The organism is Nocardia sp. NPDC050408, assembly GCF_044458905.1.
Taxonomy (GTDB): Bacteria; Actinomycetota; Actinomycetes; order Mycobacteriales; family Mycobacteriaceae; genus Nocardia.
Genome location: NZ_JBITIL010000007.1, coordinates 167,782 through 194,514, shown reverse-complemented (window position 1 = coordinate 194,514; position 26,733 = coordinate 167,782). Strand labels below are relative to the sequence as shown.

27 protein-coding genes are annotated in these 26,733 nt (G+C 65.3%); 17 read left to right on the top strand and 10 right to left on the bottom strand.

Going from position 1 to position 26,733, the window contains the following annotated elements; all coding sequences use genetic code 11:
* Nucleotides 1-15 precede the first annotated feature (15 nt).
* Nucleotides 16-573 carry a ribosome recycling factor gene (gene frr, locus ACIBJI_RS22880; RefSeq protein ID WP_364341680.1) on the top strand — a complete coding sequence of 186 codons (558 nt, stop codon included), beginning with the start codon at nucleotides 16-18 and terminating at the stop codon, nucleotides 571-573.
* Between the two features lie 599 nt (nucleotides 574-1,172).
* On the top strand, nucleotides 1,173-2,039 hold the full coding sequence (locus tag ACIBJI_RS22875; protein ID WP_364342032.1) for a phosphatidate cytidylyltransferase: 867 nt from the start codon (nucleotides 1,173-1,175) through the stop codon (nucleotides 2,037-2,039).
* A 63-nt stretch (nucleotides 2,040-2,102) separates the two neighbouring features.
* On the opposite strand, the gene ACIBJI_RS22870 is transcribed toward ACIBJI_RS22875, so the two are convergent.
* Entirely contained in the window at nucleotides 2,103-2,489 is a 387-nt protein-coding gene (locus ACIBJI_RS22870) for a lipopolysaccharide assembly LapA domain-containing protein (protein WP_397085591.1), read from the bottom strand.
* Between the two features lie 182 nt (nucleotides 2,490-2,671).
* Between ACIBJI_RS22870 and rlmN the strand changes: the two genes are divergently transcribed.
* Nucleotides 2,672-3,781 carry a 23S rRNA (adenine(2503)-C(2))-methyltransferase RlmN gene (gene rlmN / locus ACIBJI_RS22865; protein ID WP_364341675.1) on the top strand — a complete coding sequence of 370 codons (1,110 nt, stop codon included), beginning with the start codon at nucleotides 2,672-2,674 and terminating at the stop codon, nucleotides 3,779-3,781.
* A gap of 141 nt (nucleotides 3,782-3,922) precedes the next feature.
* On the opposite strand, the gene ACIBJI_RS22860 is transcribed toward rlmN, so the two are convergent.
* Nucleotides 3,923-4,240, bottom strand: a complete 318-nt coding sequence (locus ACIBJI_RS22860; protein WP_364341673.1) for a hypothetical protein — start codon at nucleotides 4,238-4,240, stop codon at nucleotides 3,923-3,925.
* Between the two features lie 134 nt (nucleotides 4,241-4,374).
* Here ACIBJI_RS22860 and ACIBJI_RS22855 point away from each other — a divergent pair, with 134 nt between their 5' ends.
* The 3 genes from ACIBJI_RS22855 (at nucleotide 4,375) to ACIBJI_RS22845 (ending at nucleotide 7,609) form a co-directional block, all read left to right on the top strand.
* Nucleotides 4,375-4,791, top strand: coding sequence for a CBS domain-containing protein (locus ACIBJI_RS22855; protein WP_364341671.1), 417 nt, complete (start codon nucleotides 4,375-4,377; stop codon nucleotides 4,789-4,791).
* Between the two features lie 131 nt (nucleotides 4,792-4,922).
* A complete protein-coding gene (locus tag ACIBJI_RS22850; protein ID WP_397085588.1) occupies nucleotides 4,923-5,489 on the top strand; it encodes a hemerythrin domain-containing protein in 567 nt (188 codons plus the stop codon).
* A gap of 5 nt (nucleotides 5,490-5,494) precedes the next feature.
* Nucleotides 5,495-7,609, top strand: coding sequence for a catalase (locus ACIBJI_RS22845; protein ID WP_364341667.1), 2,115 nt, complete (start codon nucleotides 5,495-5,497; stop codon nucleotides 7,607-7,609).
* Between the two features lie 48 nt (nucleotides 7,610-7,657).
* Here ACIBJI_RS22845 and ACIBJI_RS22840 read toward each other — a convergent pair whose 3' ends face one another.
* Together ACIBJI_RS22840 and ACIBJI_RS22835 are read right to left on the bottom strand one after the other, a co-directional pair.
* Nucleotides 7,658-8,611 (bottom strand): TIGR03557 family F420-dependent LLM class oxidoreductase, encoded by a 954-nt coding sequence (locus ACIBJI_RS22840; RefSeq protein ID WP_364341665.1) that lies wholly within the window; start codon nucleotides 8,609-8,611, stop codon nucleotides 7,658-7,660.
* A 90-nt stretch (nucleotides 8,612-8,701) separates the two neighbouring features.
* Nucleotides 8,702-8,902 (bottom strand): hypothetical protein, encoded by a 201-nt coding sequence (locus ACIBJI_RS22835; protein ID WP_364341663.1) that lies wholly within the window; start codon nucleotides 8,900-8,902, stop codon nucleotides 8,702-8,704.
* 207 nt (nucleotides 8,903-9,109) lie between these two features.
* Between ACIBJI_RS22835 and ACIBJI_RS22830 the strand changes: the two genes are divergently transcribed.
* Nucleotides 9,110-9,367 carry a cold shock domain-containing protein gene (locus tag ACIBJI_RS22830; protein WP_364341661.1) on the top strand — a complete coding sequence of 86 codons (258 nt, stop codon included), beginning with the start codon at nucleotides 9,110-9,112 and terminating at the stop codon, nucleotides 9,365-9,367.
* 33 nt (nucleotides 9,368-9,400) lie between these two features.
* On the opposite strand, the gene ACIBJI_RS22825 is transcribed toward ACIBJI_RS22830, so the two are convergent.
* The gene (locus ACIBJI_RS22825; protein ID WP_364341659.1) at nucleotides 9,401-10,429 is read right to left on the bottom strand and encodes an alpha/beta fold hydrolase; all 1,029 of its coding nucleotides are present in this window, start codon (nucleotides 10,427-10,429) and stop codon (nucleotides 9,401-9,403) included.
* A gap of 121 nt (nucleotides 10,430-10,550) precedes the next feature.
* Between ACIBJI_RS22825 and ACIBJI_RS22820 the strand changes: the two genes are divergently transcribed.
* The gene (locus ACIBJI_RS22820) at nucleotides 10,551-11,588 is read left to right on the top strand and encodes a hypothetical protein (RefSeq protein ID WP_364341657.1); all 1,038 of its coding nucleotides are present in this window, start codon (nucleotides 10,551-10,553) and stop codon (nucleotides 11,586-11,588) included.
* On the opposite strand, the gene ACIBJI_RS22815 is transcribed toward ACIBJI_RS22820, so the two are convergent.
* Nucleotides 11,585-12,376, bottom strand: a complete 792-nt coding sequence (locus ACIBJI_RS22815; protein WP_364341655.1) for an SAM-dependent methyltransferase — start codon at nucleotides 12,374-12,376, stop codon at nucleotides 11,585-11,587. The two genes, ACIBJI_RS22820 and ACIBJI_RS22815, sit on opposite strands and share 4 nt — an antisense overlap.
* Before the next feature lie 204 nt (nucleotides 12,377-12,580).
* Here ACIBJI_RS22815 and ACIBJI_RS22810 point away from each other — a divergent pair, with 204 nt between their 5' ends.
* Entirely contained in the window at nucleotides 12,581-13,168 is a 588-nt protein-coding gene (locus ACIBJI_RS22810) for an RNA polymerase sigma factor (protein ID WP_364341653.1), read from the top strand.
* Nucleotides 13,169-13,515: 347 nt separating this feature from the next.
* Here ACIBJI_RS22810 and ACIBJI_RS22805 read toward each other — a convergent pair whose 3' ends face one another.
* Entirely contained in the window at nucleotides 13,516-13,929 is a 414-nt protein-coding gene (locus ACIBJI_RS22805) for a DUF5997 family protein (RefSeq protein ID WP_364341651.1), read from the bottom strand.
* A gap of 83 nt (nucleotides 13,930-14,012) precedes the next feature.
* Here ACIBJI_RS22805 and ACIBJI_RS22800 point away from each other — a divergent pair, with 83 nt between their 5' ends.
* The gene (locus tag ACIBJI_RS22800; RefSeq protein ID WP_364341649.1) at nucleotides 14,013-14,936 is read left to right on the top strand and encodes a LysR substrate-binding domain-containing protein; all 924 of its coding nucleotides are present in this window, start codon (nucleotides 14,013-14,015) and stop codon (nucleotides 14,934-14,936) included.
* A 41-nt stretch (nucleotides 14,937-14,977) separates the two neighbouring features.
* Here the strand turns inward: ACIBJI_RS22800 and ACIBJI_RS22795 are convergent, their stop codons facing one another.
* Nucleotides 14,978-15,244, bottom strand: a complete 267-nt coding sequence (locus ACIBJI_RS22795) for a DUF2631 domain-containing protein (protein ID WP_364341647.1) — start codon at nucleotides 15,242-15,244, stop codon at nucleotides 14,978-14,980.
* Nucleotides 15,245-15,394: 150 nt separating this feature from the next.
* Between ACIBJI_RS22795 and dxr the strand changes: the two genes are divergently transcribed.
* The 5 genes from dxr (at nucleotide 15,395) to ACIBJI_RS22770 (ending at nucleotide 22,114) form a co-directional block, all read left to right on the top strand.
* Nucleotides 15,395-16,537 (top strand): 1-deoxy-D-xylulose-5-phosphate reductoisomerase, encoded by a 1,143-nt coding sequence (gene dxr / locus ACIBJI_RS22790; RefSeq protein ID WP_364341645.1) that lies wholly within the window; start codon nucleotides 15,395-15,397, stop codon nucleotides 16,535-16,537.
* 276 nt (nucleotides 16,538-16,813) lie between these two features.
* Nucleotides 16,814-18,016: a site-2 protease family protein gene (locus tag ACIBJI_RS22785; RefSeq protein WP_364341643.1), complete on the top strand. Its 1,203-nt coding sequence runs from the start codon at nucleotides 16,814-16,816 to the stop codon at nucleotides 18,014-18,016.
* Between the two features lie 169 nt (nucleotides 18,017-18,185).
* Entirely contained in the window at nucleotides 18,186-19,343 is a 1,158-nt protein-coding gene (gene ispG, locus ACIBJI_RS22780; protein ID WP_364341641.1) for a flavodoxin-dependent (E)-4-hydroxy-3-methylbut-2-enyl-diphosphate synthase, read from the top strand.
* A 55-nt stretch (nucleotides 19,344-19,398) separates the two neighbouring features.
* Nucleotides 19,399-20,262, top strand: a complete 864-nt coding sequence (locus tag ACIBJI_RS22775) for a GNAT family N-acetyltransferase (protein ID WP_364341639.1) — start codon at nucleotides 19,399-19,401, stop codon at nucleotides 20,260-20,262.
* 64 nt (nucleotides 20,263-20,326) lie between these two features.
* Nucleotides 20,327-22,114, top strand: a complete 1,788-nt coding sequence (locus ACIBJI_RS22770; protein WP_364341637.1) for a penicillin-binding transpeptidase domain-containing protein — start codon at nucleotides 20,327-20,329, stop codon at nucleotides 22,112-22,114.
* Here ACIBJI_RS22770 and ACIBJI_RS22765 read toward each other — a convergent pair.
* The gene (locus ACIBJI_RS22765) at nucleotides 22,108-23,277 is read right to left on the bottom strand and encodes a BTAD domain-containing putative transcriptional regulator (RefSeq protein WP_364341635.1); all 1,170 of its coding nucleotides are present in this window, start codon (nucleotides 23,275-23,277) and stop codon (nucleotides 22,108-22,110) included. The two genes, ACIBJI_RS22770 and ACIBJI_RS22765, sit on opposite strands and share 7 nt — an antisense overlap.
* Before the next feature lie 76 nt (nucleotides 23,278-23,353).
* Between ACIBJI_RS22765 and ACIBJI_RS22760 the strand changes: the two genes are divergently transcribed.
* On the top strand, nucleotides 23,354-24,616 hold the full coding sequence (locus ACIBJI_RS22760) for a hypothetical protein (protein WP_364341633.1): 1,263 nt from the start codon (nucleotides 23,354-23,356) through the stop codon (nucleotides 24,614-24,616).
* A gap of 92 nt (nucleotides 24,617-24,708) precedes the next feature.
* Here the strand turns inward: ACIBJI_RS22760 and ACIBJI_RS22755 are convergent, their stop codons facing one another.
* Nucleotides 24,709-25,215 (bottom strand): peroxynitrite isomerase, encoded by a 507-nt coding sequence (locus ACIBJI_RS22755; protein WP_364342030.1) that lies wholly within the window; start codon nucleotides 25,213-25,215, stop codon nucleotides 24,709-24,711.
* 176 nt (nucleotides 25,216-25,391) lie between these two features.
* Here ACIBJI_RS22755 and ACIBJI_RS22750 point away from each other — a divergent pair, with 176 nt between their 5' ends.
* Nucleotides 25,392-26,696 carry a TIGR03118 family protein gene (locus tag ACIBJI_RS22750; RefSeq protein ID WP_396956481.1) on the top strand — a complete coding sequence of 435 codons (1,305 nt, stop codon included), beginning with the start codon at nucleotides 25,392-25,394 and terminating at the stop codon, nucleotides 26,694-26,696.
* Nucleotides 26,697-26,733 lie beyond the last annotated feature (37 nt).

Below are 26,733 nucleotides of genomic sequence, written 5' to 3'. Positions count from 1 at the left end.
GTGGAGGAAACGGTCGTGATTGAAGAAGCGCTCTTCGACGCCGAGGAGAAGATGGAGAAGGCCGTCACGGTGGCGAAGGACGACCTCGGGTCCATCCGTACCGGTCGGGCGAATCCGGGTATGTTCCAACGGATTGTCATCGACTACTACGGTTCGCCGACCCCGATTACCCAGGTGTCGAGCATTTCCGTGCCCGAACCGCGGATGGTGGTGATCAAACCGTATGAGCAGTCGACGCTCGGCGCGATCGAAACCGCGATCCGCAATTCGGATCTCGGTGTCAACCCCACCAACAACGGTGACATCATTCGGATCTCGGTTCCGCAGCTGACCGAAGAGCGGCGCCGCGAACTGGCCAAGCAGGCCAAGGGTAAGGGCGAGGACGCCAAGGTCTCGATTCGAAATGTCCGCCGTAAGGCCATGGACGAACTGTCGCGGATCCAGAAGGATGGCGAGGCGGGTGAGGATGAGGTCGGGCGCGCCGAAAAGGAGCTCGACAAGACCACCGCGAAATATGTCGGCCAGGTCGATGAACTGGTCAAACACAAGGAAGCTGAACTGCTCGAGGTCTGAGGTCCGAGGCCGGATCTTTCAGGCCCGCCCGGGCGGGGGACGAACGGAACGACGAGTTGAGCGACGGGACAATCGTGGCCGAGAACGCCGCCGCGACCGGTGCGGCCGAGGAGCCGAGGCCGGCCAACGGCACAGTTGATGCGACGGACGGGCGCGCGGTCGATGCCGCGATTCCCGAAGCCGCACCTCCCGAACCTGTGCGCACCGACTTCGCTGCGTCCGAGGCTGCGCGTCGGGAATCCGGTTCGCCGGTGGCCTCGCCCGGTCGGCCCGCGACTTCGGGAGATTCGACCGCCGCACCCTCAGCGCCCGTTCCCGAGACTGATGGACCTGCGACACCGGGACGCTCCGCCAATGGACCCGCTGGTTCCGGGCCTGCGGCCGGTGGACCCCCGGCACCCGGGCCTGCGGCCGGTGGACCCGCGGCCGATGGACCCGCGGCACCGGAACCCGCGGCCGATGGACCCGCGGCACCGGGATCCGCGACCAATAGCACCGCGATCCCAGGAACCGCCACCGATGGGCCCTCGACCTGGGGGCCGGTGACGCCCGGCTCCGAAAGCGACGGATCCGCGAACCCCGAATATTCGACCGCGCCGGTGAATCCCGCCGTCCAGCAAGAGAACTCGGCGGAACCCGCAGCCCCCGCCTCGCGTGCCGGCCGCAATCTGCCCGCCGCCTTGGCCGTCGGCTTCGGCCTCGGTCTCTCGCTCATCGCGATCCTGCTGTTCGTGCCGAAGGTATTCATCGGCGTCGCGGCCGCCGGAGTCGGCGTCGCCACCTGGGAGGTCGCCAAGCGGCTGCGGGAGGCGGATGTCCTGGTCCCGCGGATCCCGCTCATCGTCGGCGGTCAGGCGGTGTTCTGGCTCGGCTGGCCGTGGGGCGCCAGCGGCGTGGCGGGTGCCTTCGCCGCGACCACACTGATCTGCATGGTGTGGCGTCTTTTCGATCACGGCTTGCGTACCGCGCCGCGAAACTTTTTGCGCGACACCGCGATTACGATTTTCACGCTGGCCTGGATCCCGCTGCTCGCCTCGTTCGCGACGCTGCTGCTGCTCGAGCCCGACGGTAATCTGCGGGTGCTGACCTTCATGATTCTGGTGGTCTGCTCCGATGTCGGCGGTTACGTCGCGGGTGTGCTGTTCGGGCGGCATCCGATGGTGCCCGCGATCAGCCCGAAGAAGTCCTGGGAGGGCTTCTGCGGTTCGCTGGTGTTCAGCGTGATCGGCGGTCTGCTCACCGTCACCCTGCTGCTGGAAGCCAATTCGATGATCGGCGTGGTGCTCGGCGTCGGCCTTGTGCTGGTGGCGACCGTGGGCGATCTGATCGAATCCCAGGTCAAGCGGGAATTGGGCATCAAGGATATGGGCACTCTGCTGCCCGGCCACGGCGGCATCATGGACCGCCTCGACTCGATGCTGCCCTCGGCCTTCGTGTCCTGGTTGGTGCTGTCCACTTTGATCTGAGTCAGCGTCCATTCTCGAGCTGAATTTTCGACGCAAGAATGGGCGGTAAGTGCGAACCGCGTACTACCGCTTCGCCGCCCGCCGAAGCTGAATGATCCGCACGCCGCCGACCAGCGCCATCACCAGTGCGCCCGCGATCACCGACAGCAGCACCAGGATGCCGACCGGCAGGGACAAGCTCCAGAAGAACAGATCCACCCGTTGCTGTTCCAGGTTCTGCAGGATGAAGATCAGCAGCACGATCCCGATCAGCGTCGCGGCGACGAGGGCGACCCAGGTGTCACCGGTCCGGCTCTTCGCCAGCGACTTGCGACCGGTCGGCTCCACCGTTCTACGGTCGGTCGGTTCCACCGTCCTACGGTCGGTCGGCTCGACCGTCTCACGGCCCGTCGACGCAGGTGCGACATCATCGGTGCGCTCCGGCTCGGACGACTCGGCGTGACTGGTCATACTTCGATCATTGCCGATCGCTATCCCGGGTGCACGCATTTCTGGGCGCTGACCGGTATGTCGTTATGTCGAGGCAGGGGCTGCTCACCCGCCCTGATCGCACGTGACCTTCGTCGCGTCGGGCGTCGTGATGGTCACCTTCGGTCCGGGCCGCATACGCGAGATGGGACACTGGAGAGATTATGACCGTCTCCCTGCCCCTCGTCTTCGATGCTCCACGCCGTGGCATGCCGCCGCGGCACCTCGCCGACCTCGATGCCGACGGGCGCAAGGCCGTGGTCGAGGAGCTCGGTCTGCCGAAGTTCCGTGCCGATCAGATCGCGCGCCAGTACTACGGCCGCCTGCAGGCCGACCCGGACCAGATGACCGACCTGCCCGCCGCGGTGCGCGAAAAGATCGGCGCAGCGCTGTTTCCGCCGCTGATGTCGGTGGTCAAGCATGTTGCGTGCGATGGCGGCGAGACACGAAAGACCCTGTGGCGCGCGGGCGATGGCACCCTGCTCGAGAGCGTGCTGATGCGCTATCCGGACCGTGCCACCCTGTGCATTTCCAGCCAGGCAGGCTGCGGTATGGCGTGCCCGTTCTGTGCCACCGGCCAGGGTGGGCTCAATCGCAATCTTTCTACCGCCGAGATCGTCGACCAAGTTCGTGCAGCGGCCGCCGCTATGCGCGATGGTGAGGTCTCGGGCGGTCCGGGCCGCTTGTCCAATATCGTCTTCATGGGCATGGGCGAGCCGCTGGCCAATTACAAGCGGGTGGTCGCCGCGGTTCGCCGCATCACCTCACCCGCGCCCGACGGCTTCGGTATTTCTCAGCGCAACGTGGTCGTTTCCACCGTCGGCTTGGCTCCGGCCATTCGCAAGCTCGCCGACGAGGACCTCTCGGTCACCCTCGCGGTCTCGCTGCACACCCCCGATGACGAACTGCGCGACACCCTGGTGCCGGTGAACAACCGCTGGCCCGTCGCCGAGGTCCTCGATGCCGCCCGCTATTACGCCGATAAGAGCGGCCGTCGGGTGTCCATCGAATACGCGCTGATCCGCGATATCAATGACCAGCCGTGGCGTGCGGATATGCTCGGCGCCAAGCTGCACAAGGCCCTCGGCTCCCGTGTGCACGTGAACGTCATCCCACTGAACCCGACGCCGGGCAGCAAGTGGGATGCCAGCCCGAAACCCGTTGAGCAGGAATTCGTTCGGCGCGTCAACGCACAGGGCGTGCCGTGCACGGTGCGCGATACGCGGGGCCAGGAAATCGCCGCCGCCTGCGGACAGCTGGCCGCAGAGGGGTAGGCAGTTCCCCGAAGTCACAGTGGTTGATCCAGAGCCGGGCACCTGTCGATGACGCTGCTGCACGCGTCCACGGTGTCCAGGTCGGCCAGAATCTCGGCGCGACATCTGAGCGTAGCGCCGGTCCTCGCAGGTGAGTGTGTGTCAGTGACCGCCCGGCTCGAGCAGGTCGCGGCCCTCGTCGGCCTTGACTCGGCGGTGTTCGGCGAGGATTAGCCCGCCGCCGCAGATCAGGCAGACGACGGTGGCGATTCCTGCCACGATGGCCCAACCGGCGAATCCGTAGCCTGCGGCGGTGAGCGTCAGGGCGGCAGCGACTACGCCGAGCAGCACCAGGATGACGCCGGGCCAGTTGTGGGTGTCGGCGATCAATTCGCCCGCGTGGTTTCTGGTGTTGCGTGCGCGGTCCGGGAAGTCGGAGCGCAGCCGATCGGATTCGGGCTGGTCGTGTCCAGGAAACATGGCGTCCTCTCCGTTCGGATGGATCGTCTCGTTCGTGCGGATACCCCGGATGTTCGGGATCAATCAAGGGTGTATCGGGCAACGCGACGGGTACCGCGAACCCGAATTGCTCGCGACGAATTGGGAGGACAACCGTGACAACCGCTCGTGAACTCATGACCGAAGGTGTGCAGTGCGTGCGATCCAGCGATTCGGTGGTGGAGGCCGCCAAGCTGATGAAACAGCTGAGTGTGGGCGCGCTCCCGATCTGCGGTGAGGACAATCGGCTCGAGGGCATGCTGACCGACCGCGACATCGTGGTGAAGGTACTTGCCGAGAACAAGGATCCGCTCGGCGTCAAGGCCGGAGAACTGGCCGAGGGCACACCGATCACGGTGCAGGCGGGCACTGATGCCGATGAGGTGCTCAATGTGATGTCGGTGCATCAGATCCGCCGGGTGCCGGTGCTCGACGGCGACCAGTTGGTGGGCATTGTGGCGCAGGCCGATGTGGCCGTCGCGCTCGGCAATGCCGATACCGGCGGCGTGGTGGAGGCGGTGTCTACGGACTGACCGCGACCTGCGATCCGGCTCGGCTCCGGCTCGTCCGCACTGTCTCCGTCTCAGGTGTGAGTGTTCCGCTTGCGGGTATGCGCGGACGAGAGGAGCCGCGGTGGCTCCGTCCCCGATCGAGGAGGTACGCAATGGCCACCGGTCAGAAGGAAGACGTCGTCACGCTCTTGCTGGCACAGCACGAACTGATCAAGGGCCTGATCGAAAAAGTGCAGCTTGCGCAGGGTGCGGCCAAGCGGGAGCCGTTCGAGGAGTTGGTTCGCGCACTGGCGGTGCACGAGAGCGCCGAAGAGGAAGTGGTGCATCCGGCATCACGGCGCACATCGGTGCCCGCCAGCGTTGTCGACAGCAGGTTGCACGAAGAGCAAGAGGCCAAGCACGCGCTGGCCGAGCTCTACGACATGGGTGTGCAGCATGAGGACTTCGATACCAAGTTCCGCTCCTTCGCCGAATCGGTGATCGAACACGCCGATCTGGAGGAGAAGGAGGAATTCGACCAGCTGCGCCAAGACATCTCCGCCAATGAGAGCGCGGTGCTCGCCGATGTCGTGCGGGTCGCTGAGGCCGTCGCCCCGACCCGGCCGCATCCGGAGGCGGGGGAGTCGGCACTGGTGAATATCGTTGCCGGACCGCCACTTGCGCTCTTCGACCGGATTCGCGACGCGGTGCGTGATTGGCGCCGCAAGACCGAGGGGTGAGCGGCGTGACCGACGCGACGAACAAGAACGGCGCATCGAATGAGAAGCAGCGCCAGCTGGACCGATACCGGGTAGATCGCGAACAGGGGAAGCTCACCACACAGCAGGGCGTACGGGTGGACAGCACCGATGACGCCCTGAAAGTAGGGGAGCGCGGATCGACGCTGCTCGCCGATTTCCATGCCAGAGAGAAGATCACCCACTTCGATCACGAGCGGATTCCGGAGCGGGTTGTCCATGCCAGAGGTGCGGGCGCCTACGGACACTTCCGGCCCTACGATGGCTGGCTCAGCGATTTCACCACCGCCCGCTTCCTCACCGATTCGAGCGTGGAAACACCGGTGTTCGTCCGGTTTTCGACTGTCGCCGGCTCGCGCGGATCCGCCGATACCGTGCGCGACGTGCGTGGCTTCGCGACGAAGTTCTATACCGCCCAGGGCAATTACGATCTTGTCGGCAACAACTTCCCGGTGTTCTTCATCCAGGACGGAATCAAATTCCCGGACTTCGTGCATGCGGTGAAGCCCGAGCCGCACAACGAGATTCCGCAGGCTGCCTCCGCGCACGACACCCTGTGGGACTTCGTCGGGGAGCAACCGGAGACGCTGCACGCGATCATGTGGCTGATGTCGGACCGGGCATTGCCGCGCAGCTATCGCATGATGCAGGGCTTCGGTGTGCACACCTTCCGACTCGTCAACAGCGAGGGCCGAGGCACCTTCGTGAAGTTCCACTGGACACCGAAACTGGGCGTGCATTCGCTCGTGTGGGACGAGTGTCAGCAGATCGCCGGACGTGATCCCGACTTCAATCGGCGCGATCTGTGGGACTGCATCGCGGCGGGCCAGTATCCGGAGTGGGAGCTGGGCGTGCAGCTGGTCTCGGACGAGAACGAATTCGGCTTCGACTTCGACCTGCTCGATGCGACGAAAATCATTCCGGAAGAACAGGTTCCGGTGCAGCCGGTCGGCCGCATGGTGCTGGATCGCAATCCGGACAACTTCTTCGCCGAGACCGAGCAGGTAGCCTTCCACACAGCCAATCTGGTGCCCGGTATCGATTTCACCGATGATCCGCTGCTGCAGTTGCGCAACTTCTCCTACCTGGACACCCAGTTGATCCGCTTGGGCGGGCCGAACTTCGCCCAGCTGCCGATCAACCGGCCGGTCGCCGATGTGCGCAATCACCAGCAGGATGGCTACGGCCAACACGCCATTCCGCAGGGCGAGGCCGCGTATACCAAGAACACCATCGGCGGCGGTTGTCCGGCATTGGCGAACACCGAGATGTTCCAGCACTACGCTGAGCCACTTACAGGATCAGCTATTCGTCAGCGTGCCAACAGTTTTCGGGAGTACTACCGCCAGCCGCGAATGTTTTGGCGCAGTATGTCACCGCCGGAGGCCGATCATATCGTCGCCGCCTTCGCCTTCGAACTCGGCAAGGTGGAGCGGGTGGCCATCCGGGCCAGGGTGCTCGAACATCTGGTGCAGATCGAGCCGGAGCTGGCCGAGCGGGTCGCGGGTGAACTGGGTATGCCGGTACCGCAACCGGACTCGGGCGATCGGGAGGCGGTGGTATCTCCCGCACTGTCGCAACTGAATACCGTCACCGACACCATCGCGACCCGCAAGATCGCGATCCTGGCTGCTGACGGGGTGGACACCCTGGGTGTACGTCGCATCAAATCGTGGTTGACCGAGCGTGGTGCCATCCCCGAAGTGCTTGCGCCGCATGCCGGTACGCTGGGCGGTGACGGCAGTGACGGTGAAACCCTCGCCGTGGACCGGTCGCTGGCCACCGTCGCGTCGGTTCTCTACGATGCGGTGCTCGTCGCGGGTGGAAAACAGTCCGCCGACACGCTGGCGGGCAATGGCGCGGCGGTGCATTTCGTCCTGGAGGCGTTCAAACACGTCAAAGCGATCGGCGGCTTCGGCGACGGTGTCACGCTGCTGCGGGTCGTCGGTCTCCTATCCGATACCGATCAGGACGCGCAAGCAGGCGTCTTCACCACGACCGCCAGCGGTGCGGGCGTGACCGAGGACTTCATCGAGGCATTCGCGAATGCGGTTGCCCGGCACCGGGTCTGGAACCGGGCGACCGTCGCGGTACCGGCCTGACCGTCTCGGTTCACCCCTAACCGTCTCGGTTCAGCCCTAAGCCTCGGGTCAGTTCAGGGCGGGCTGGATCTCCTTCTCCCATGCGGTGAAGAAGCCATCCAGATCGGGCCCGATCTGTTGGACGTACAGTTCGTCGACACCGGCATCGAGATACTGCTGAAGTTGGCGGATATGACGTTCCGGATCGGGCCCGGTGGCGAAGTGGTCGCGGGTGGATTCGCGATCGATCAGGCTCATCGCGTCCTCGAAATCGCGCGGCCGCGGCAGTGTTTGGGAAAGTTGGCCCGGCAACAGCTCATTGGCCCAAAGGCGATGTGCGGCGTCCAGACCCGACTCCTCGTCGCGGGACCAGCTGACCTTGGCGCCCGCCTGTACCGGTTTCGCGCCTCCGCTCGCGGTACGGAAGGTGTCGACCGCATCGGCGTCGGGCAGCACGGTGCAGAAGCCGTCACCGATGCGGGCCGCCAATTGCGTTGCCTGCGGGCCGAATCCGGAGATATAGATCGGCACCGGAGCATCGGGCAGGGTATAGATTCTGGCGTCCTGCACGGTGTAGTACTGGCCGCGGTGGTTGACGTTACCGCCGCGGTGCAGCCGCCGAATCAGCTGGACCGCCTCCTCCAGCATTTCGAGCCGGACCGTGGGCGATGGCCACGGATCGCCTAGAATGTGCTCGTTGAGTGCCTCACCGCTGCCGACGCCGAGAACGAAGTTGCCGTCGAGTTGGACGGCGGCGGTCGCGGCGGCCTGCGCGATGATGACGGGATGAATGCGGACGGTAGGGCAGGTGACCGCCGTGGTGATCGGCAGGTCGGTGGCCTGCGAGAGCGCTCCGATGGTGCCCCACACGAAGGGGCTGTGCCCTTGGGCGTCATTCCACGGATGGAAATGGTCGGAGATCCACAGCCGTTCGAATCCGGCCTGTTCGGCGCGTTTGGCCTGCTCGACGAGTTCTTTCGGCCCGAACTGTTCGCTGGCTAAGAAATATCCGAAGGTGACCATGTCCGGCGCTTACCCAGGTTCGCCGGTGATATTCGACGCATACGAACGGGCCCCGGATCGAGATGACCGAGGCCCGTTCGACAGGTGGAGCTAGCTGCCGCTGTGGCTGTGCTGGCCGCCCTTCTGCTTGGCCGCCGTCGGCTGCGCCTGTGCGCCCTTACGACCGGCCTCATGCGGGTCTGCGGCGTTTTTCTGGCCGAAGCTGCCGGTGCTGGCCTTTCCACCCTTGCTGGCCTGCTCCTGGGTGTCCTTGCGATTACCGAACTGCCCGGGGTTCTTCGGATCTGCCATGGTCGGCACTCCTTTTCGGTAGTTGGAACTATCTGCGGCCCCGGTTCGGACCACATCTGCGACCTACCCCGGATCGAGTCGACTAATCGAGTTGATGTCTCCCGGTTGCGCGACGATCTCGCGCCCTGAAAAGTAGTGTTTACCAGTGCCATTCGCGGGTAGGCCGGATGCGGGGGTATCGCCGATCCCGACCTCGCGGAGGCTACGATGAGCAGCGTTATCGATCCGACCTCGGTATGGCTGACCGGTACGGTGGCCTGGTTCGACGAACAGCGTGGGTTCGGCTTCATCGAACCCGACGGTGTCCGGCAGTGGCCGGTGTTCGTCGAATACAGCCATATCGATGTGCCGGGCTATCGCGCACTCGCCGAAGGTCAGCAGGTGCGTTACCTGTGCGATCCCGAGGCGCAAGGTCGTGCGGCCGCGGTGGTGCGTCCGTACCTTCCGCAGGACAGCCGGTTGTGATCGCGGAATGTCAACTACTGCAGGCAGATTGAGCTATCCGACGGCCGACTTCATCCAGTCGACGACGGCGGCCTGATACTGCGCGGTGTTCCGTGCGAGATTCACCGAATGTCCGCTGCCGGGCAGCACGAAGGTGCGCAACCGCGCGGCCGGACTGAAAAACGCCGCCTCCGCGGTTTGCAGAGTCGCGCTATCGGCGCAGATCGAATAGGCGGGTCCGCACGACAACCGGTCCAAACTGCCATTGACCAGCATGACCGGGGCGGTGATGAAGCTCGACATCCCGGGCAGGGTGGAGGTGAGCCCGTCGGGATATTCGGTGAGCGAGAAGGTTTCCTTGGTCGCCTCGTCGATCGCGAGCACCTGCGGATCGAAATTATCCGGCCCGAAGAAATCGCTGGCCCGAGTGCCCGGCTGTGTCACGAGATAGCCCGAATCGTATCCGCGGCTGGCGAATACGGGATCCCGCACGGCCTGGTAGTACGTGCCGATGACACCGAGGACGTCCGGCACGCTCAGGGTGTGTGAGTATCCGGTGAGCAGTACGCCGTCGACGTCGTGGTAAGTGGTGGCCTCCATGACCGAGGTGCCCGAACTCAGCGAATGACCGCCGGTGACGACCTTGCCGAACGGTTGTGCGCCCGCGAGCCCGTGGCGCAGGGCCTGCACGATGTTGTGCAGGGCTTCCGCGGTGGCGGTCGCGGTCAGTGACATGCTCGGCGGGCGGGTGCTCGCGCCGTTACCGAGTCGATCGGCCACCAGCGTCGCGTAACCCGCGGCGTTCATCGCGCGGCGGAAGTTGTAAGTCTCTGGGGCGTAAGGGAAATCCCAGTAGGTGTGGTTGTAATTGGAGCCCGCCATCAACACCATGACGGTGTCGGTCGGCCGATCCGGCAGGCACAGAGTCGCGGCCAAGGTCCCCTCCGGTACCGGAAAAGAGATCTCCTGACAACGGTCGGGTGCGGCCGCCGGATCGGCACCGGCCGCGCCCGGTACGACACCGAGCATTGTCGCCGCCGCGGTAGCGGCCACCAACATCCGGGCGTAGAGCTTGTTCGTCACCGCGTTCCCTCCGAATGGGAAATATCGTGCGCTGCGCCATCTTCTGGCGAATCACCATACCGCACACGAAGATCCGTAGCTATGGGGTTGCGTGGCGGAGATGCGATCTACGATGCACGGCATGGGTTCGCGTGGTGTGCATTTCGTCGGTAGCTTTCCGGGTACGAGTACGGACGACGCTATGCGTGCGATGCTCGATGCCGCAGGACCGCGGCTACGCACGCTCCCTACCGGGGAAACGCGCCGCTATGAGTTCTATATTCAGCCGATCATCGAGGATCTGGTGGCGCAGGGCGCATTGGAAGTGAAGAAGCCGGGCACGTGGCGGTCCAGTAGAGAACGCACCATCCATCGCGTCGCATCCGGTCGCGAACTGACCGGCGACATGATGGACCTCGGTTATCTCGCCGAGGCCGAGGAGGCGCTCCCGATATTTCGGGATTTGCGCGCGGCGCGCGAGCTGCCCGAATTAACCCTCCAGATCGGGATGCCGACCGATTTCACCCTGGCATTCGTCGCCATGGGCATATCCGGAGTCAGGTCGCACCGCAAGGCGTTCCGGGACGCGACCGTGCGCGACATCGCGGCCATCCACGAACTGGTCGGTCCCGACGTGGTCGTGCAATTGGAGGCCACCGCGGAAATGGTGATCATGGCGAAGACGCAGCCATTGCACCAGCGAGTGGAGACGGCATTGCACCTTGGCGAGGGGATTGCGGCGCTGGCCGAATCCGCGCCTGCGGGAACGAGATTCGGCGTGCACCTGTGCGTCGGCAGTATGCACAACAAGTCCAGGGCCAACATGCGTGATCTGCGCCCCTTCGTGGACCTGGCCAATTCCGTTGTCCGGCAGTGGCCTTCGGATCGGCCGCTGACCTATGTGCACGGTCCGTTCGCGGCGGGAGAGATGCCGCCGTCGGCGGATCCCGGGTTCTACGCACCCCTGGCGGACCTGTCACTCGACGAGGGCACCAATTTCTATGCGGGATTAGTCCACGACACTCCCACGGTGGCAGAGCAGGTCGAGACCTTACGGTTGATCGAGAACGCCCTGGGCAGACCGGTGGACGGCGTCGCGAGTGCGTGTGGACTCGGCCGCCGTCCGCGTCCGATCGCCGACGCGCTCGCGGCACGCGCCGATACGCTCGCCGCGACCTAGAGCTTGCGCCCGATTCCGCCCAAAAGCACCAACTTGGTGCGCGGCAGGTCATCGTCGAGCCAATCCTGTACCGGCACCAGACCGGGCTCGACCACCTCGAAACCGTCCAGGAAGGCGGCCACCATATCCGGGGTCCGGAATTGGACCTGCGCCGAGCTGCCGTCGGTATCGCCGGTCGATTGCGCGACGAATTCCGAGTATGTGTCGACCGATCCGTGGGTGAAGGCCAGGATGCTGCCCGGTGCCATCACATCGCGGAGTTTCGCGATGATCCCGGCAGGGGCTTCGTCGTCCATCACGAAGTGCAGCACACCGACGATCAGAATCGCCACCGGCTGGTCGAAGTCGATCTGTCCTTCGGTCCGCGCCTTCTCGATGATCTCGTCCGTTCGGCGAATATCACCGAGTATCGATGCGACACCGGATGTGCCGGACAGCAGCGCGTTGGTGTGCACGTACACGACCGGGTCGTAGTCGATCATCACGACGCGTGCCGTGGGGTCGACCTTCTGTGCCACCTCGTGCACGTTGGGTGAGATGGGGATTCCGGCACCGATATCGATGAACTGCCGAATCCCCGCATGGGCCGCGTCTTCCACAGCGTTGAGGAGGAATTTACGACTGAACCAGGCCGTCGTCTTGGTGTCCGGCGCGACCGCGAGCATTCGCTCGGCGACTCGCTGGTCCACCTCGTAGTTGTCCTTACCGCCGAGCAGGTAGTTGTACACCCGAGCAGCGTTCGGCTTGGATGGATCGACGCGCACCGGCGCCCGATCGGCCTCAGCCACCGCACCTCCCTTTGATATCCCTGGGCACATGGTAACAACGACTGGTCGTTTGTCCGCGTGGATCGAGCTGCGGGACTCGATGGCGGTGAATCCTTTGTGCGGGTTCACACCTCTCATACCTGTGTCGGCAACACGGTCGGCACGAGATCGGAGGTTTGTCGTGATCATTGCCACGATTGTTGTTGGGGCGCTGCTCATTTGCGCGTGCAGCATCACCGTGCTGCGGCGGCGGAGCCGGTCGAAGTGACCGAGGTGTGCTGGCCCGACGAACATCTCGTCGCCGCGGCGCGGGCTGGCGATATCGAGTCGATCACCACGCTGGTGTCCGGATCGCATCCGCACGTGCGTCGATTCGCGTACTCGCTGTGCGCGTCGCCGGAGGATGCCGAGGACGCGGCGCAGGAGGCGTTGATCATTCTGTACCGCAAGATCGGGACCTTGCGGGCATCGGGTGCGTTGGCCTCGTGGATGTTTCGGATTGTGCGCAACGAATGTCTGCGGCAACTGCGGTTCCATGTGCGTCGGGCCGAGCCGATTCCCGACTCGGCCATCGCGTCGGCGGAGGAGGAGGCGATCAATCGCCTGGAGGCCGAGCGGGTGGCCGCGGCGATCGCGGCGCTGCCCGGCGATCAACGACGGGTGCTGATCATGCGAGATGTGCAGGGGTACAGCGGTCGAATGGTCGCGGATCTGCTCGGGCTGAGCACCGCGGCGATGAAATCACGGCTGCATCGGGCGCGTGCGGCGGTGCAGCGGAGTTTGGAGGTCGGTAATGAGGAAGTCATCGCGTAGCGATTCCATGAGAGGTGGTGGTCGAGCACCGGGTGGGCGCGATGAATTCGCCAGTGCGTCGCTATCTCGCCATTTGGTCCGTGGCGCAATCGGATTCGGCGCTGTAATCGGTTCCTTCGCGCTGATGCCAGCGGTTGGCCTCGTCAGCCTGCTGCTCCTACCGGTCGGCCTCGTCGCATTGCGTGGCTGCCCGACGTGCTGGGCGATCGGCCTGCTCCAGACCCTCTCCCGTGGCCGATTACAGCGCTCGTGCACCGACGGACGCTGCCAACTGGTCACCACGAATCCCGATGCGACATAACCACTTCCGCTGAAACGCAGCCGCACCCCAGATGGGTGCGGCTGTGCTAGGCGCGGTTCTTGGCGGGCCGGTTGGCGGCGGCGCGGCGTTCGGCCTGTTGGGTTTTGATGCGCTCGTTTTCCTCGCGCACCGCGGCGTAGTTCTCGCGCTCGCGGATCAGCCATTCCGGCGGGTCGGCGAGCAGCGCGGCGATTTCCTCGGCATTCATCGCATCGGAGACTTCGGCGCGGGCCAGGCCGGTATTGGAAACTCCGAGTTTGCGGGCGACGATATCGCGAGGGAAGGGGCCGGTCTTGCGCAGTTCGGTCAGCCAGGCCGGGGGATTGGTGCGCAACTGTTCGAGTTCGGCGCGGGAGATCGGCGAGTTGCGGAATTCCTCGGGCGTCGCCGGAAGGTAGATGCCGAGTTTGTTCGCCGCAGTAAGCGGCTTCATGGTCTGCGGTTTCTTATCCGGGCTCACCGGTACAGCGTATCCGGCCCGGTCTCGCCCTCAGACCACCCGCCTCGGTAGTCGACAGCCCTGATGGCAATACCCTCATACGAATGAACCCCGAGTCCATCGACGTGACCCGCCTGCGCTGGTTTGTCGCGGTTGCCGAGGAACTGCATTTCGCCCGCGCGGCGAAATCGCTGCACATTTCGCGGCAGAAGTTGAGTCACACGGTGATCGGCTTGGAGCAGGAACTCGGGAGCAAACTTTTTGTGCCCGGTGCGCAGCCGACGCAGCTGACCGAGGCCGGACAGCAGTTGCTGCGCGATGCCAGGTACATCATCGCGCGCGCCGAAGAAGAGCCCGAGCCGGTGGCCCAGGGGGAGGTCGCACTGCGGGTCGGCTTCGTACCTGGCGTCACGGTCTCCAAATGGACGCGCATCTGGGCTGAGCGGTTTCCGGACTCCCCGCTGGAGGTGATCGCGATCCCGATGGCCGAACAACTCGCCGCGCTGCGGGACGGGCGCGTCGAGGCCTGCTTCGTCCGCCTACCCATCGATCGCGCAGGTCTGAGCGCGATTCCGCTCTACCGAGAGCTTCCTGTCGTCGTGCTGCCCAAGGATCACACCCTGTCGCTGTTCGAACAGGTGGGCATGGGCGATCTGGAAGGCGAACGAATCCAGGACTCGAGCGATATCGATGCGATCGCGGGCACTATCGAATTGGTCGCGGCCGGTGTCGGTGTCGCCATCGTCCCGCATTCCATTGCCCGTCTGCATGCCCGCCGCGACCTCGTCTACCGGACGATGATGGGCGTCCGGGATACCGAAATCGCCCTGGCCTGGCCCGCCGCACAGACCACCGACCTGATCGAGGACTTCGTCGGTATCGTGCGCGGTCGCTCGGAACGCAGCTCACGCACCCAGGCTCAGCGCAAGAAGACCGAGCCGAAGAAGACCACCGCCAAGCGCTCGACAAAACATGTCGTCAAGACCACCGGAGCCAAGAAAAAGCCCGCCAAACGACGAGGGCGTTAGGCGGGCGTATCCCCAAGCGAGTCAATACCTTTCGGTGTGGACTACCGAGGCTTGCGGCGCAGGATCGAGTCGCGGATCATGATGCCCGCGATCACGGCGGCGAAACCGATCAGGAACACGTCCTCGATGTGGCCCTTGTGGTTGCCGATCGTCATGGCCACCAGGATCACGCAGACGATCCAGCCCGCGACACGGAAGGTGCGGCGCGATTCCCCGCTCCAGCCCCATTCGGCGGACGGAACCTCGGCGGTATCCACGTGGGTGACGATTGCGCGGTCACTGGTGGGTTCGAGTTCCGTGGCGGCCACGATCGCTCCTTAGCTCGGTGTGGGCGTTGCTGCCGATATCGTGGCATACGACCGCTCGTCGTAGCCAGCAGGGCTGTGTTTGATCGGCGGAGTGGTTACGCAGGCTACCGCCTCGCGGCGCGTCGCCGGCTCCGCTGCCACAATGGGGCCGTGTCCGACATCGTGAGAGTCCTTCTGCTCGGCAGCACCGGTTCCATCGGTACCCAGGCGCTCGAGGTGATTGCCGCCAATCCCGACAAGTTCGAGGTGGTCGGCCTGGCCGCGCGCGGCGGCAATACCGAGTTGCTCGCGGCGCAGATGGCCGCCACCGGGACCCGCAATGTCGCGGTCGCGGATCCGGCTGCGGGCACCCGACTCGACCTGGCACTGAGCGGTCCCGGCGCGGTCACCGAACTGGTGCGTCGCACTGAGGCCGATGTAGTACTCAACGCATTGGTCGGTTCGCTCGGCCTGGAGCCGACCCTGGCCACGCTGCAATCGGGCACCCGGCTGGCGCTGGCGAATAAGGAATCCCTCGTCGCGGGCGGCTCGCTGGTGACCCGCGCCGCCGCACCCGGCCAGATCGTGCCGGTCGATTCCGAACATTCCGCGCTCGCCCAGTGCCTGCGTGGCGGCCGGGCCGAGGAGGTGGACCGGCTGGTGCTCACCGCGTCCGGCGGTCCGTTCCGCGGCTGGAGCACCGAAATGCTGGAATCGGTGCATCCGTCCGAGGCGAAGGCGCATCCGACCTGGTCGATGGGGCTGATGAATACGCTGAATTCGGCATCGCTGGTGAACAAGGGCCTCGAACTGATCGAGACGCATCTGCTGTTCGGGGTGCCCTATGACCGCATCGATGTCACGGTGCATCCGCAGTCGATCGTGCACTCGATGGTCACCTTCAAAGACGGCTCCACGCTGGCCCAGGCCAGCCCGCCGGATATGAAGCTGCCCATCGCGCTTGCCCTCGGCTGGCCCGACCGGGTGCCGGGCGCGGCGGCTGCCTGCGACTTCAGCACCGCGTCGACCTGGGAATTCGAGCCGGTCGACAATGCGGTATTCCCGGCGGTCGAGCTGGCCAGGCAGGCGGGCACCGCGGGCGGCAGCGTCACCGCGGTTTACAACGCGGCGAATGAGATTGCGGTGCAAGCCTTCCTGGACGGGATCATTCGGTTCCCGGATATCGTGCGCACCGTCGCCCGCGCGGTCGAGGCGGCCGATCGGTGGCAGGCCGAGCCCGAGACACTCGACGACGTGCTGGCGGCCGACACCTGGGCGCGCGACTACGCCCGCGCGCTGGTCCACCCCGCCTGAGCGCGTATTTCCCGCGCTATCCGGTGACTTTTGCGGCATGCGTACGCAAGTGCGTGGCCGGGCGGATCGTCGGCCCCGAACGGCCTTCGATGCGATCGGACGCGCCGCCGAATGGTGGCCTGGCAGACTTGGGAGCGAAGGTTGGTCGGCGTCCGGTTACTGTGGTCGGGGTGCTCGCGGCGCGGACGGACGCGCCTGTGCGGGTAATCGCGGCCGCTGCGGGCGGCCGCACTTCATTTGAGGCGAGCTGCGCAACGCAGGAGGGCTGTACAGCAAATGGTGTTCGCGTTGGGGTTCGTACTGTTCGCCCTCGGCATCACGATATCGATCGCGCTGCACGAATGCGGGCATATGTGGACCGCCCAGTCCACCGGCATGAAAGTGCGACGCTATTTCATCGGCTTCGGTCCGAAGATTTTCTCGTTCCAGCGCGGTGAAACCGAATACGGCCTCAAGGCGCTCCCGCTCGGCGGCTTCTGCGATATCGCGGGCATGACCGCATTGGACGAACTCGCACCCGAGGAACTCGACCGGGCCATGTACCGCCAGGACACCTGGAAGCGCCTGGTGGTGATGTTCGGCGGGATCGCGATGAACTTCGTGCTCGGCTTCCTCCTGCTGGTCGTGCTTGCTATCGGCTGGGGCCTGCCGCGCTTCGACCAGCCGCCGGCCACCACCATCGGTGCGATGAAATGCGTAGCCCAGCAGAATCCGGATAAGTCGCTTGCCGACTGCCAGGGCACCGGTCCGGCGCAGCGGGCCGGTATGCAGCGCGGTGACGTGGTCAAGGCCGTCAATGGCGTGAAGGTGACGACCTGGCAGCAGTTCACCGCCGAAACCCAGAAGCAGACCGGTACGTTCACCTACACCATCGAGCGCGGCGGTCAGACCAAGACCATCGAGGTCACTCCGGAACGCATCACTCGCTATCCCGACGACGGCGGTCCTGGCCGCGAGGTCAGTGCGGTCGGCGTCGGTTCGGAATACTACGAACCCCTGAAGTACAACGCGCTGGCCGCGATTCCGGCTGCGGGCGCATATACCGGGCAGATGTTCGTGCGCACGGTGGAATCGCTGGCCCAGATGCCGCAGAAGGTTTCCGCGCTGTGGACCGCGGTCACCGGTGGTGAGCGCGATCCGGAAACCCCGGTCAGTGTCTACGGCGCGAGCAAGATCGGTGGCGAGACTGCGGAGCGCGGCCTGTGGGGTGTGTTCATCCTGGTCCTGGCCAGCCTGAACTTTTTCCTCGGCGCCTTCAACCTGTTGCCGCTGCTGCCGCTGGACGGCGGGCATATCGCGGTGGTGCTCTACGAGAAGATCCGCAATACCGTCCGTGGCTGGAAGGGGCTGGCTCCGGGCGGTCCGGTCGACTACCTGAAACTGCTTCCGGTGACCTACGTCGCAGTGGTGATCGGTGGTGCGTATATGGTGCTCACGCTGGTCGCCGACATCGTGAATCCGATCCAGTTGTTCCGCTGAGCGCTAACCTGTCGCGATAACCCCCGCGAACGCCGGATTGCTGGTATTTCGGGACATCTGTGTGTCATGACTCATGTCATGGCCCTCACAGGGTGAGCAGCCGCGGCACGCGGCTAAGCTCGGTAGGCGAACGGCCCGAAAAAGTACGCACGAAAGTAGGCAGCCGAAAGTGACCAGCACAATCGGATTGGGGATGCCGACCGCACCCGCGGCCGTTCTCTCGCCTCGCCGCAAGACCCGCCAATTGATGGTCGGCAATGTGGGCGTCGGCAGCGATCACCCGATTTCCGTGCAGTCGATGACCACCACCAAGACCCATGACGTCAACGCCACCCTGCAGCAGATCGCCGAACTGACGGCCTCGGGCTGCGATATCGTGCGCGTCGCCTGCCCGCGCCAGGAGGACGCCGACGCATTGGCGACCATCGCGCGCAAGAGCCAGATCCCGGTCATCGCGGATATCCATTTCCAGCCGCGCTATATCTTCGCTGCCATCGATGCGGGTTGTGCCGCGGTGCGCGTAAACCCGGGCAATATCAAGGAATTCGACGGACGGGTCGGTGAGGTGGCCAAGGCCGCCGGCGCGGCGGGCATCCCGATTCGCATCGGCGTGAATGCCGGTTCGCTGGATAAGCGGATGTTGGAGAAGTACGGCAAGGCGACCCCGGAGGCGCTGGTCGAATCGGCGCTGTGGGAGGCGAGCCTGTTCGAGGAGCACGGCTTCGGCGATATCAAGATCTCGGTCAAGCACAACGATCCGGTGGTCATGGTCGAGGCCTACCGCCAGTTGGCCGCGCAGTCCGATTACCCGCTGCACCTCGGGGTGACCGAGGCCGGTCCGGCCTTCCAGGGCACCATCAAGTCCGCCGTCGCGTTCGGTGCGCTGTTGTCCGAGGGCATCGGCGACACCATTCGGGTGTCGCTGTCCGCGCCGCCGGCCGAGGAGGTCAAGGTCGGCGGGCAGATCCTGCAGTCGCTGAATCTGCGCCCGCGCAAGCTCGAGATCGTTTCCTGTCCGTCCTGCGGTCGTGCCCAGGTCGACGTGTACACCTTGGCCAATGAGGTGAGCGCCGGTCTGGAGGGCATGGAGGTGCCGCTGCGGGTTGCTGTGATGGGCTGTGTGGTGAACGGACCCGGTGAGGCACGCGAGGCTGACCTCGGTGTCGCCTCGGGCAACGGCAAGGGCCAGATCTTCGTGAAGGGGCAGGTCATCAAGACCGTGCCGGAGGCGCAGATCGTGGAGACCCTGATCGAAGAGGCCATGCGCATCGCCGAGGAGATGGGCGAGACGCCCGGCGCCGGCGAACCCGTCGTCACCGTCGGGTAGCACGGGTTCCCGAGTAGCCGTACCGGACTCGGCCGATTCGTGGCAGGCTGTCGATGTGCGGAGTCTGCTGGAGCCCGCGCGGCGGGCCAAGGATGCCCCCGCGCGTCAGCTCGCGAACCGAGATCTGGCACAGGTGCTGCGGGTGCTGGATAGCGATCCGATCGCCTCGTGCATGGTGGCGGCGCGGTTACAGGAATTCGGCTTGGATACCGGCGTCGGGCACGGCGAACTGTGGAGTCGGGGTGGTCCGTCGGAATCGCTGTGCTTCTCCGGTGCGAATCTGGTGCCCCTGCGCGGCGATGAGGATGCGTTGCGCGCCTTCGCCGCGCGGGCGGTCCGCTGGCCGCGGGTGTGTTCGTCGGTGGTCGGGCGTCAGGAACTGACGCTGCCGCTGTGGGAGATGTTGTCCGCGCATTGGGGACCGGAACGCGAGCTACGCGGTGCACAGCCGCTACTAGCCCTCGGCCAGCCCGCTCTGGCCACCGCGGATACGCAGGTCCGCCGAGTCCGGCCGGATGAGTTGGAGCGCTATCTCACCGCGGCGATCGCCATGTTCATCGAGGAGGTCGGCGTCGACCCGCGCGCGGGCGACGGCGGCCGCGGTTATCGGCGCCGGATCCAGAGTCTGATCGAATCCGGCCGCGCCTGGGCGCGTTTCGAGGACGGCGAAGTCGTGTTCAAGGCCGAGGTCGGATCGCTGTCCCGGCGTACCGGGCAGATCCAGGGCGTGTGGGTGCATCCCGAACGGCGCGGCGCTGGTCTCGGCACCCGTGGTACGGCCGCCGTGGCGAATGCGGTGGTGGCCTCGGGCCGCACCGCCAGTCTGTATGTGAACGACTACAACGGCATTGCCCGCCGGGCCTACAGCCGAGTCGGGTTCCGGCAGATCGCCACCTTCGCGACCGTTCTGCTCGACTGAACGCGGCGCCGAACATCGGTGTGCCACAGCCGTTTGCTTGCTGTTGACTATACGATCGGTCCCGATGTCGACTCGCATGCTCATTACGCTGGCCGTCGCGGCATTCGCGGCGGTGGGGACCGCCTGCTCGGCCAACCCGCAGGGACCGGTGCCCGCGGCCGATGCCTTCCTGGCCGCCTTCGCCGACCACGACAGCGCGGCCGCGGCCGAACTCACCAGTCAGCCCGAGAAGGCGACCGCCGCGCTGCGTTCGGCATGGGGCGAGTTGCAGGCCGAGAAGTTGATCGCGCATACCGGCGCGGCCAGGGTCATCGGCGATACCGCGACCGTCGACTACACCTACGAGTGGCACCTGCCCAAGGACCGCATCTGGAAGTACTCCGGTCAATTGCAGATGGGTCGCAGTGACGGCCGCTGGATGGTGCGCTGGACCTCCTCCGATATCCACCCCAAACTCGGCGATACCCAGACCATGGCACTGCGCGCCAACCAGGCCCCGCGCGCCAGGGTGAACGAGCAGTCCGGCAGTGATGTGCTGGTGCCGGGCAAGGTATCTCGGGTCGCGTTCACCGCGGCCTCCGCCCCGGATCCGGGTTACACCGCGACCTCGCTGGCGGCGGCGCTGAACCGCTTCGACGAGCGGCTCACCCCCGTGTCGATCCTGAATGCGGCGTACGCCGCCAAGGGCGAGTACACCGTCGCGCTCTTGAGCGAGTACGAATACGACCAGGTGAGTGCTGATCTCATCGGCCTGCCCGGGGTAACGCTGACCCAACAGTGGGATATGGTCGCCACCGACCGGAATTTCGCACCGGATCTGCTCGCGCAGGTGCGCAAGACGGTGGTCGCCGAGGTGGACGGTAAGGCGGGCTGGAGCGTTGTCACCATGAACGCCAACGGCGCCGATACCGACGTGCTCACCGAGGTGCCCGCACAACCCGCCCCGTCGTTCTCGCTCAGCATCGACCGCAACGTGCAGAACTCCGCACAGCGGGCCGTCAGTGGCCGCGAGGAACAGACCATGATGGTGGTGCTGCAGCCCTCGACCGGCGCGATTCTCGCTGTCGCACAGAATAGGGCGGCCGACCGCGACGGTCCGGTGGCCACCATCGGCCAGTATCCGCCGGGCTCGGTCTTCAAGACGGTGACCGCGGCAGCCGCCATGTCACTCGGAAAGGCCACGCCCGAAACGGTTTTGCCGTGTCCGAGCCGAATTGTCATCGGGGACCGGACAATTCCGAACTACAACCTGTTCCAACTCGGTGACGTACCGATGGCCACCGCCTACGAGCGATCCTGCAATACCGCATTCGCGAAATTGGCCAGCGAGCTGCCGAGCGATGCGCTGCACGATACGGCCGCGAAACTCGGTGTGGGACAGGGGTATACGGTTCCCGGCCTGCCGACCGAATCGGGTTCGGTGCCACCGGCCGACGACATGATCCAGCGCACCGAGGACGGTATCGGCCAGGGCAAGGTGGTGGTGAGCCCGTTCGCAATGGCGGTGCTCGCGGCGACCGTCGCGCACGGGTCCGCGCCGGTGCCGTATCTCATCGCCGGGCGGATCACCGAGATCAAAGGCGATCGTCCGGCCATCGGTGCGGAGGTGATCGATGGTCTGCGCATGATGATGCGCAAGGTGGTCACCGGCGGTACCGCCGAACGTGTTGCCGACCAGGGCGAGGTGTACGGGAAGACCGGGGAGGCCGAGGTCGACGGCGGCTCGCATTCGTGGTTCGTCGGCTATCGCGGGGATCTGGCTTTCGCGACATTGCTGGTCAAGGGTGGCAGTTCGGATCATGCCGTCGCGGTGACGCGCGATATGCTCGCCGCCCTGCCCGCGGGCTACTGAACGCGCCTGGAGTTGGTGCGACTGGTGGACTCCGGCGGGGTGCCGCGGTCGGGCATTTCATAACGCAGTGTGGTGGAACCGATTCGGATGACATCACCGTCCGCGAGTGCGGTATCGGCGCCGATCGGCACACCGTTGACGTAGACGCCATTGGCCGAATCCCGATCCCGGATGAAGATCCGGTTGTCGCGCGGCACGATGCGCGCGTGCTTGCGGCTGACCCGGGCATCGTCGAGCACGATGTCGTTATCCCATTCGCGGCCGATCCGCAGCCCGGTCGCCGGGATGGCGATCGCTTCGCCGTCGCCGACCCGCAACCAGGCCTGCCGCAGCAGGTCGGGCAGGTCCTGTTTGGTCACCCCGGGTGAGGAAGAGACCGTCGGCAGTGCCTGCTGGCTGCGGATCGCTTCCTCCAGTGCCAGGGTGCGTGGATCCGGATCGATGCCCTGCTCGTCGGCGAGGTTGCGGCGGATGCGCAGGCAGGCGGCGAGTGCGTCGGCCTGGCGGCCCGCGCGGTAGAGCGCGGAGATGAACAGTCGCCAGAGTCGCTCGTTCACGGCGTGTTCAGCGGTCAATGCGGTCAGCTCGCCCAGGACCGCGCCCTCGCGACCGCACGCGATATCCGCGTCGAGGCGATCGGCGATGGCATTCAACCGTCGTTCGTCCATATCGGTGGCGAAATTGTCGGCAAAGCGCAGGCCGCGCAATCCGGCGACCGTCTCACCGCTCCACTGTGCGAGCGCGTCGGCGAAACATTCGGCCGCTGTTTCCAGATCGCCGGTGGTGAAGGCCAGCGAGCCTTGGGTCCTGGCCCGCTCGAAACGGCCGACGTCGCATTGGTCCTCGCGGATATCGAGGAGGTACCCGGCGTGCACGGTGCGCAGGACGGCTCGATCGTCCACCCCGGCCGAACGCAGAATCGTGCGCAGATTCGAGACGTAGGCGTAGAGGCCGTCGACGGAGCGATTGGGCATCTCCTCTTCCCAGATGCTGTTCGCCAGTGTGGTTTTCGCAACGGCCCTGCGGCGATTGATGACGAGCATGGCCAGCAGCGCGCGCAGTTTGGCGCCCGGCAATGGCACCGCCTGATCGTCGACCAGCAGGCGCACCGGTCCGAGCACTCGAATATCGAGTGCCGGTCGATTCGAGCCCGCAGAGCCCACCAGATTCCCTCCGAACGCAAGCCGCTTCCGGACCGCCGCTGCCCCACGGCTGTTTCGCCGACGGAAGCGTCACGCGATGGAGTTCAGCATACGCACTGATGGCGCGCCGTGCCCGCACTACGCCGTCGGCGAAATGATTACGCGCCGTGCCGAATTCGGATCGATAATGGGATCGTCCACCGCTGCGGTGGATTTCGTCGGCGATCTTGTTGGAGTTGACCGGATGGATGATGTACTGCTGACCCCGCCCGATGCGGCCGAAGTGGCGCTGCTGGCCAGTGGTGTGGTCGCCGCGGCGTCCGGTGCGGACGGGCTGACTCCGCTGCAGCAGTTGCTGGTTCCGTCGCTGTTCCTGTCGATGACCGGACATCGGGTCGAACTGGAAACGCTGCCGCCCATCGATGCAGAGACCTTCGCGGTCGGGCTGGCCCGGCGCAACCGGATCTTCCGCGAGCGAATCGTGCAGACCATGCTGCTGTCTGCGTTGGTGGTGCGGCCGTTGCCGCCCGCGGTCGCGACCAAACTGCGGGAGTTCGCCGACGCGCTCGAGGTCGACGACGAGATGATCGCGGTGGCGCAGAAGTACGCCGAGGGTGCGATCGAACTCGCCGTGGTCGACTTCGACCGCAACGGGTACCTCGGTGGGCTGGACCCGAGCCGGTTGACCGCACTGCACACCGAAAGTCTGGATTCGTCCTGGGGACAGGTCAGCGATGATCCGGCCTTGGCCGCGCAGTGGGCCGGCCTGCGCGAGTTACCCGTCGGAACGCTCGGCCGCGGCGTCGCCGATTTCTATGCCGATCGGGGTTTCGTCACGCCCGGCCTGCCGGGTTCCGCGCCGCCGCTGCTCGCTCAGCACGACTGGGTGCATGTGCTCGCCGGGTACGGCACCACGCTGGAGAACGAGATCGAGGTGTTCGCCTTCATGGCGCGCGCCAATGACGACCCGCGCGCGTTCAGCCTGCTCGCCATGGTGATTTCGCTCTTCGAAACCGGCTACCTACCTGCCGGAGCCGGATTGTTCGAGGCCAACGAAGGACATTTGCGCACCGCGGGCATGGCGACGCGTCTGGGCGATGCCATGCGCCGCGGCGCACTCACTCATGGCAGCCACGATTTCCTGGACCTGGACTGGTTCACGTTGGCCGATCGGCCGATCGCGGTGGTGCGCAATGAGATCGGGTTGACCGCGAAGTCACCCGACGCCGTCACCGCGGGTTCTGTGGGGGCTTGGGAGGCGGGCGGCATCACGCCCTATCAGCTGCACTCGGCTGCGGTCGCCGCCGAGGCCGAAGGACGAACCTACGTGCCCTGGCACCCGGACCCGACACGCGACTGACCCGCCGCGAGCACTCTGCGCGAATTCGTCACCACACCCATGCGGTTGAGCGGGTATGACGACGTAATCCGGTGCGCAACCGACACGACTCGTCAGGCGCGGTTCAGGGTTGCCGCTAGGTGGTGGGTCAGCGGTTCGCCTACCGCGGCCATGCGCAAGGTGTATTCGATGGTGTCGCCGGTCAATACGATCGAACGGCCGAGGGCGGTCACCACTTTCGCGGTACTGCTGCGGCCGATGCTGGTCGATTCGAATTCCATCCGCAGTTCGCCGTCGACGATGGTGAGGCTGCCCTCACAGATCTCGGTTATGCCGGTCGGGTGCGCCAGGATCAGTTCGACGTGATCGGGGCGCGGACAACGCAGATAACCGGTTTCGGCGTGCATCGGCCGGCTGCCATCGGCGGCGCGGGTGCGCTGTCGGTAGGTGAGGAACGGTCGGCCGAGGTGGCCGAACTTGATTTCCTCGACATAGTCGAATGACTCGATGGTCGGGTACTCACCGTGCCCTGGTCCGCGCCATGTGCCGAGCAATGGTGCGAGCGGAGCGATATCCGGATGGGGGGCGACAGAAGGCTGGGGGGCGACCACGCGCGACAGCTTAAACCTGTCGAAACCGGGGTGTTCCCATACGGTCGAAATTCCCCCCAGCTAAGGTTAGCATCGCCTAATCGCCAAATGAGGGTTGCGAGTGGCTGGAAAGGACGAAGAAGTTGAACGCACGCCTTAGTGAATTGCGCCGCAACGGTGCCTGGCGGTCGCGGACCCGCAACGGTCTGCTGCGCGCATCGGTGCTCGGCGCTGCCCTGGTCGTGGCCGCGGCATGCTCGGATTCGAAGTCATCGAACGATGAAGTGGCTGCCCTCGACGGCAATCATTACGCGCAGACCAACCTCGCCGCCAACAATGCCGAATACAAGGCGCAGTACACCTTTCCGGACATGGTGAACGCGTGGGGACTAGCCGATCGCCCCAAGGGTGCGGGCGGGCATTTCTGGGTTGGCGCGGGCGGTAAGTCCTTCCAATTCGTCGGCGATGTCAGCGCGTCCGCGGATCCCAAGGTGCAGAAGCTGTTCCAGGATCCGCTGAAGATCGTCACGATTCCGGGCGCGGACGCCGACACCTCGGATAAGAGCATCGGCAAGACCACCGGTGTCGTCTTCAACGGTGCTCCCATCACCTCCGACTTGTTCGTGGTGCGTGACCAGCCGGTGGATGTCGACGGTGCGCCGGTGTCGCTGACCGGTTCGTCGCGGTTCATCTTCGCCACAGACTCCGGCAAGATCTCGGCCTGGACCGAGCAGGGGCCCGAGGGCGCGATCATCCGGCACGATGGTCCCGCGAATCTGGTCTTCGATGGCGAATCGCAGGGCATGGCGTTCTTCGGTATCGCGCTCGCCCCGTCCGGTGACAAGCTGCTCGCCGCCGACTTCGGCGAGAACCCGCAGATCCGCACCTTCGACAAGGACTGGCAGCTGATCCCGACCGTCGGCTTCGCCAACCCCTTCGCCACCGGCGATCAGATCGATGCGGCCGCACCGGATAAGGGCAAGAAGGCTAAGCCGGGCGACCCCGCGCCGTTCAATGTGACCACCATCGGCAACCGCGTATTCGTCTCCTATGCGGACACCAAGCCCGATGAGCAGGATGCGTCCAAGTTCGACAAGGCCGAAGAGGATTCGCTCGACAAGGATCAGGAGAAGGACGCCAAGGGTAAGCCCGCCAAGGGTAAGGTCGCGGAATTCGACGGCAACGGCAAGTTGGTCCGCATCCTCGATGACAACGGTCGCCTCAATGCGCCGTGGGGTGTCGTGGTGGCTCCCGCGAACTTCGGTCCGCTCAGCGGCAAACTGCTGGTCGGCAACTTCGGCGGCCTCGGCCATGTGCTCGCCTACGACGACGCCACCGGCAAGTTCGTCGACTACCTGCGCGATGAGAAGGGGCAGCCGGTCGAGATCGAAGGTCTGTGGGCCTTGATGTTCGGCAATGGCGAGAGCCTTGGCGATGCCGATTCGCTGTATTTCACCGCGGGCCCGGAGGACGAGAAGGAAGGTCTGTTCGGCAAGCTCCGCTTGAAGTAACCCATACGTAGGCGAAGGCGGTTCCCGGGTGGGGACC

Excerpts from the sequence above, each read along its gene's own strand:
- ACIBJI_RS22870 (WP_397085591.1), bottom strand. The coding sequence starts at position 2,489 with ATGACCAGTCACGCCGAGTCGTCCGAGCCGGAGCGCACCGATGATGTC.
- rlmN (WP_364341675.1), top strand. The coding sequence starts at position 2,672 with ATGACCGTCTCCCTGCCCCTCGTCTTCGATGCTCCACGCCGTGGCATG.
- ACIBJI_RS22860 (WP_364341673.1), bottom strand. The coding sequence starts at position 4,240 with ATGTTTCCTGGACACGACCAGCCCGAATCCGATCGGCTGCGCTCCGAC.
- ACIBJI_RS22850 (WP_397085588.1), top strand. The coding sequence starts at position 4,923 with ATGGCCACCGGTCAGAAGGAAGACGTCGTCACGCTCTTGCTGGCACAG.
- ACIBJI_RS22840 (WP_364341665.1), bottom strand. The coding sequence starts at position 8,611 with ATGGTCACCTTCGGATATTTCTTAGCCAGCGAACAGTTCGGGCCGAAA.
- ACIBJI_RS22835 (WP_364341663.1), bottom strand. The coding sequence starts at position 8,902 with ATGGCAGATCCGAAGAACCCCGGGCAGTTCGGTAATCGCAAGGACACC.
- ACIBJI_RS22830 (WP_364341661.1), top strand. The coding sequence starts at position 9,110 with ATGAGCAGCGTTATCGATCCGACCTCGGTATGGCTGACCGGTACGGTG.
- ACIBJI_RS22820 (WP_364341657.1), top strand. The coding sequence starts at position 10,551 with ATGGGTTCGCGTGGTGTGCATTTCGTCGGTAGCTTTCCGGGTACGAGT.
- ACIBJI_RS22800 (WP_364341649.1), top strand. The coding sequence starts at position 14,013 with ATGAACCCCGAGTCCATCGACGTGACCCGCCTGCGCTGGTTTGTCGCG.
- ACIBJI_RS22785 (WP_364341643.1), top strand. The coding sequence starts at position 16,814 with ATGGTGTTCGCGTTGGGGTTCGTACTGTTCGCCCTCGGCATCACGATA.
- ACIBJI_RS22770 (WP_364341637.1), top strand. The coding sequence starts at position 20,327 with ATGTCGACTCGCATGCTCATTACGCTGGCCGTCGCGGCATTCGCGGCG.
- ACIBJI_RS22760 (WP_364341633.1), top strand. The coding sequence starts at position 23,354 with ATGGAGTTCAGCATACGCACTGATGGCGCGCCGTGCCCGCACTACGCC.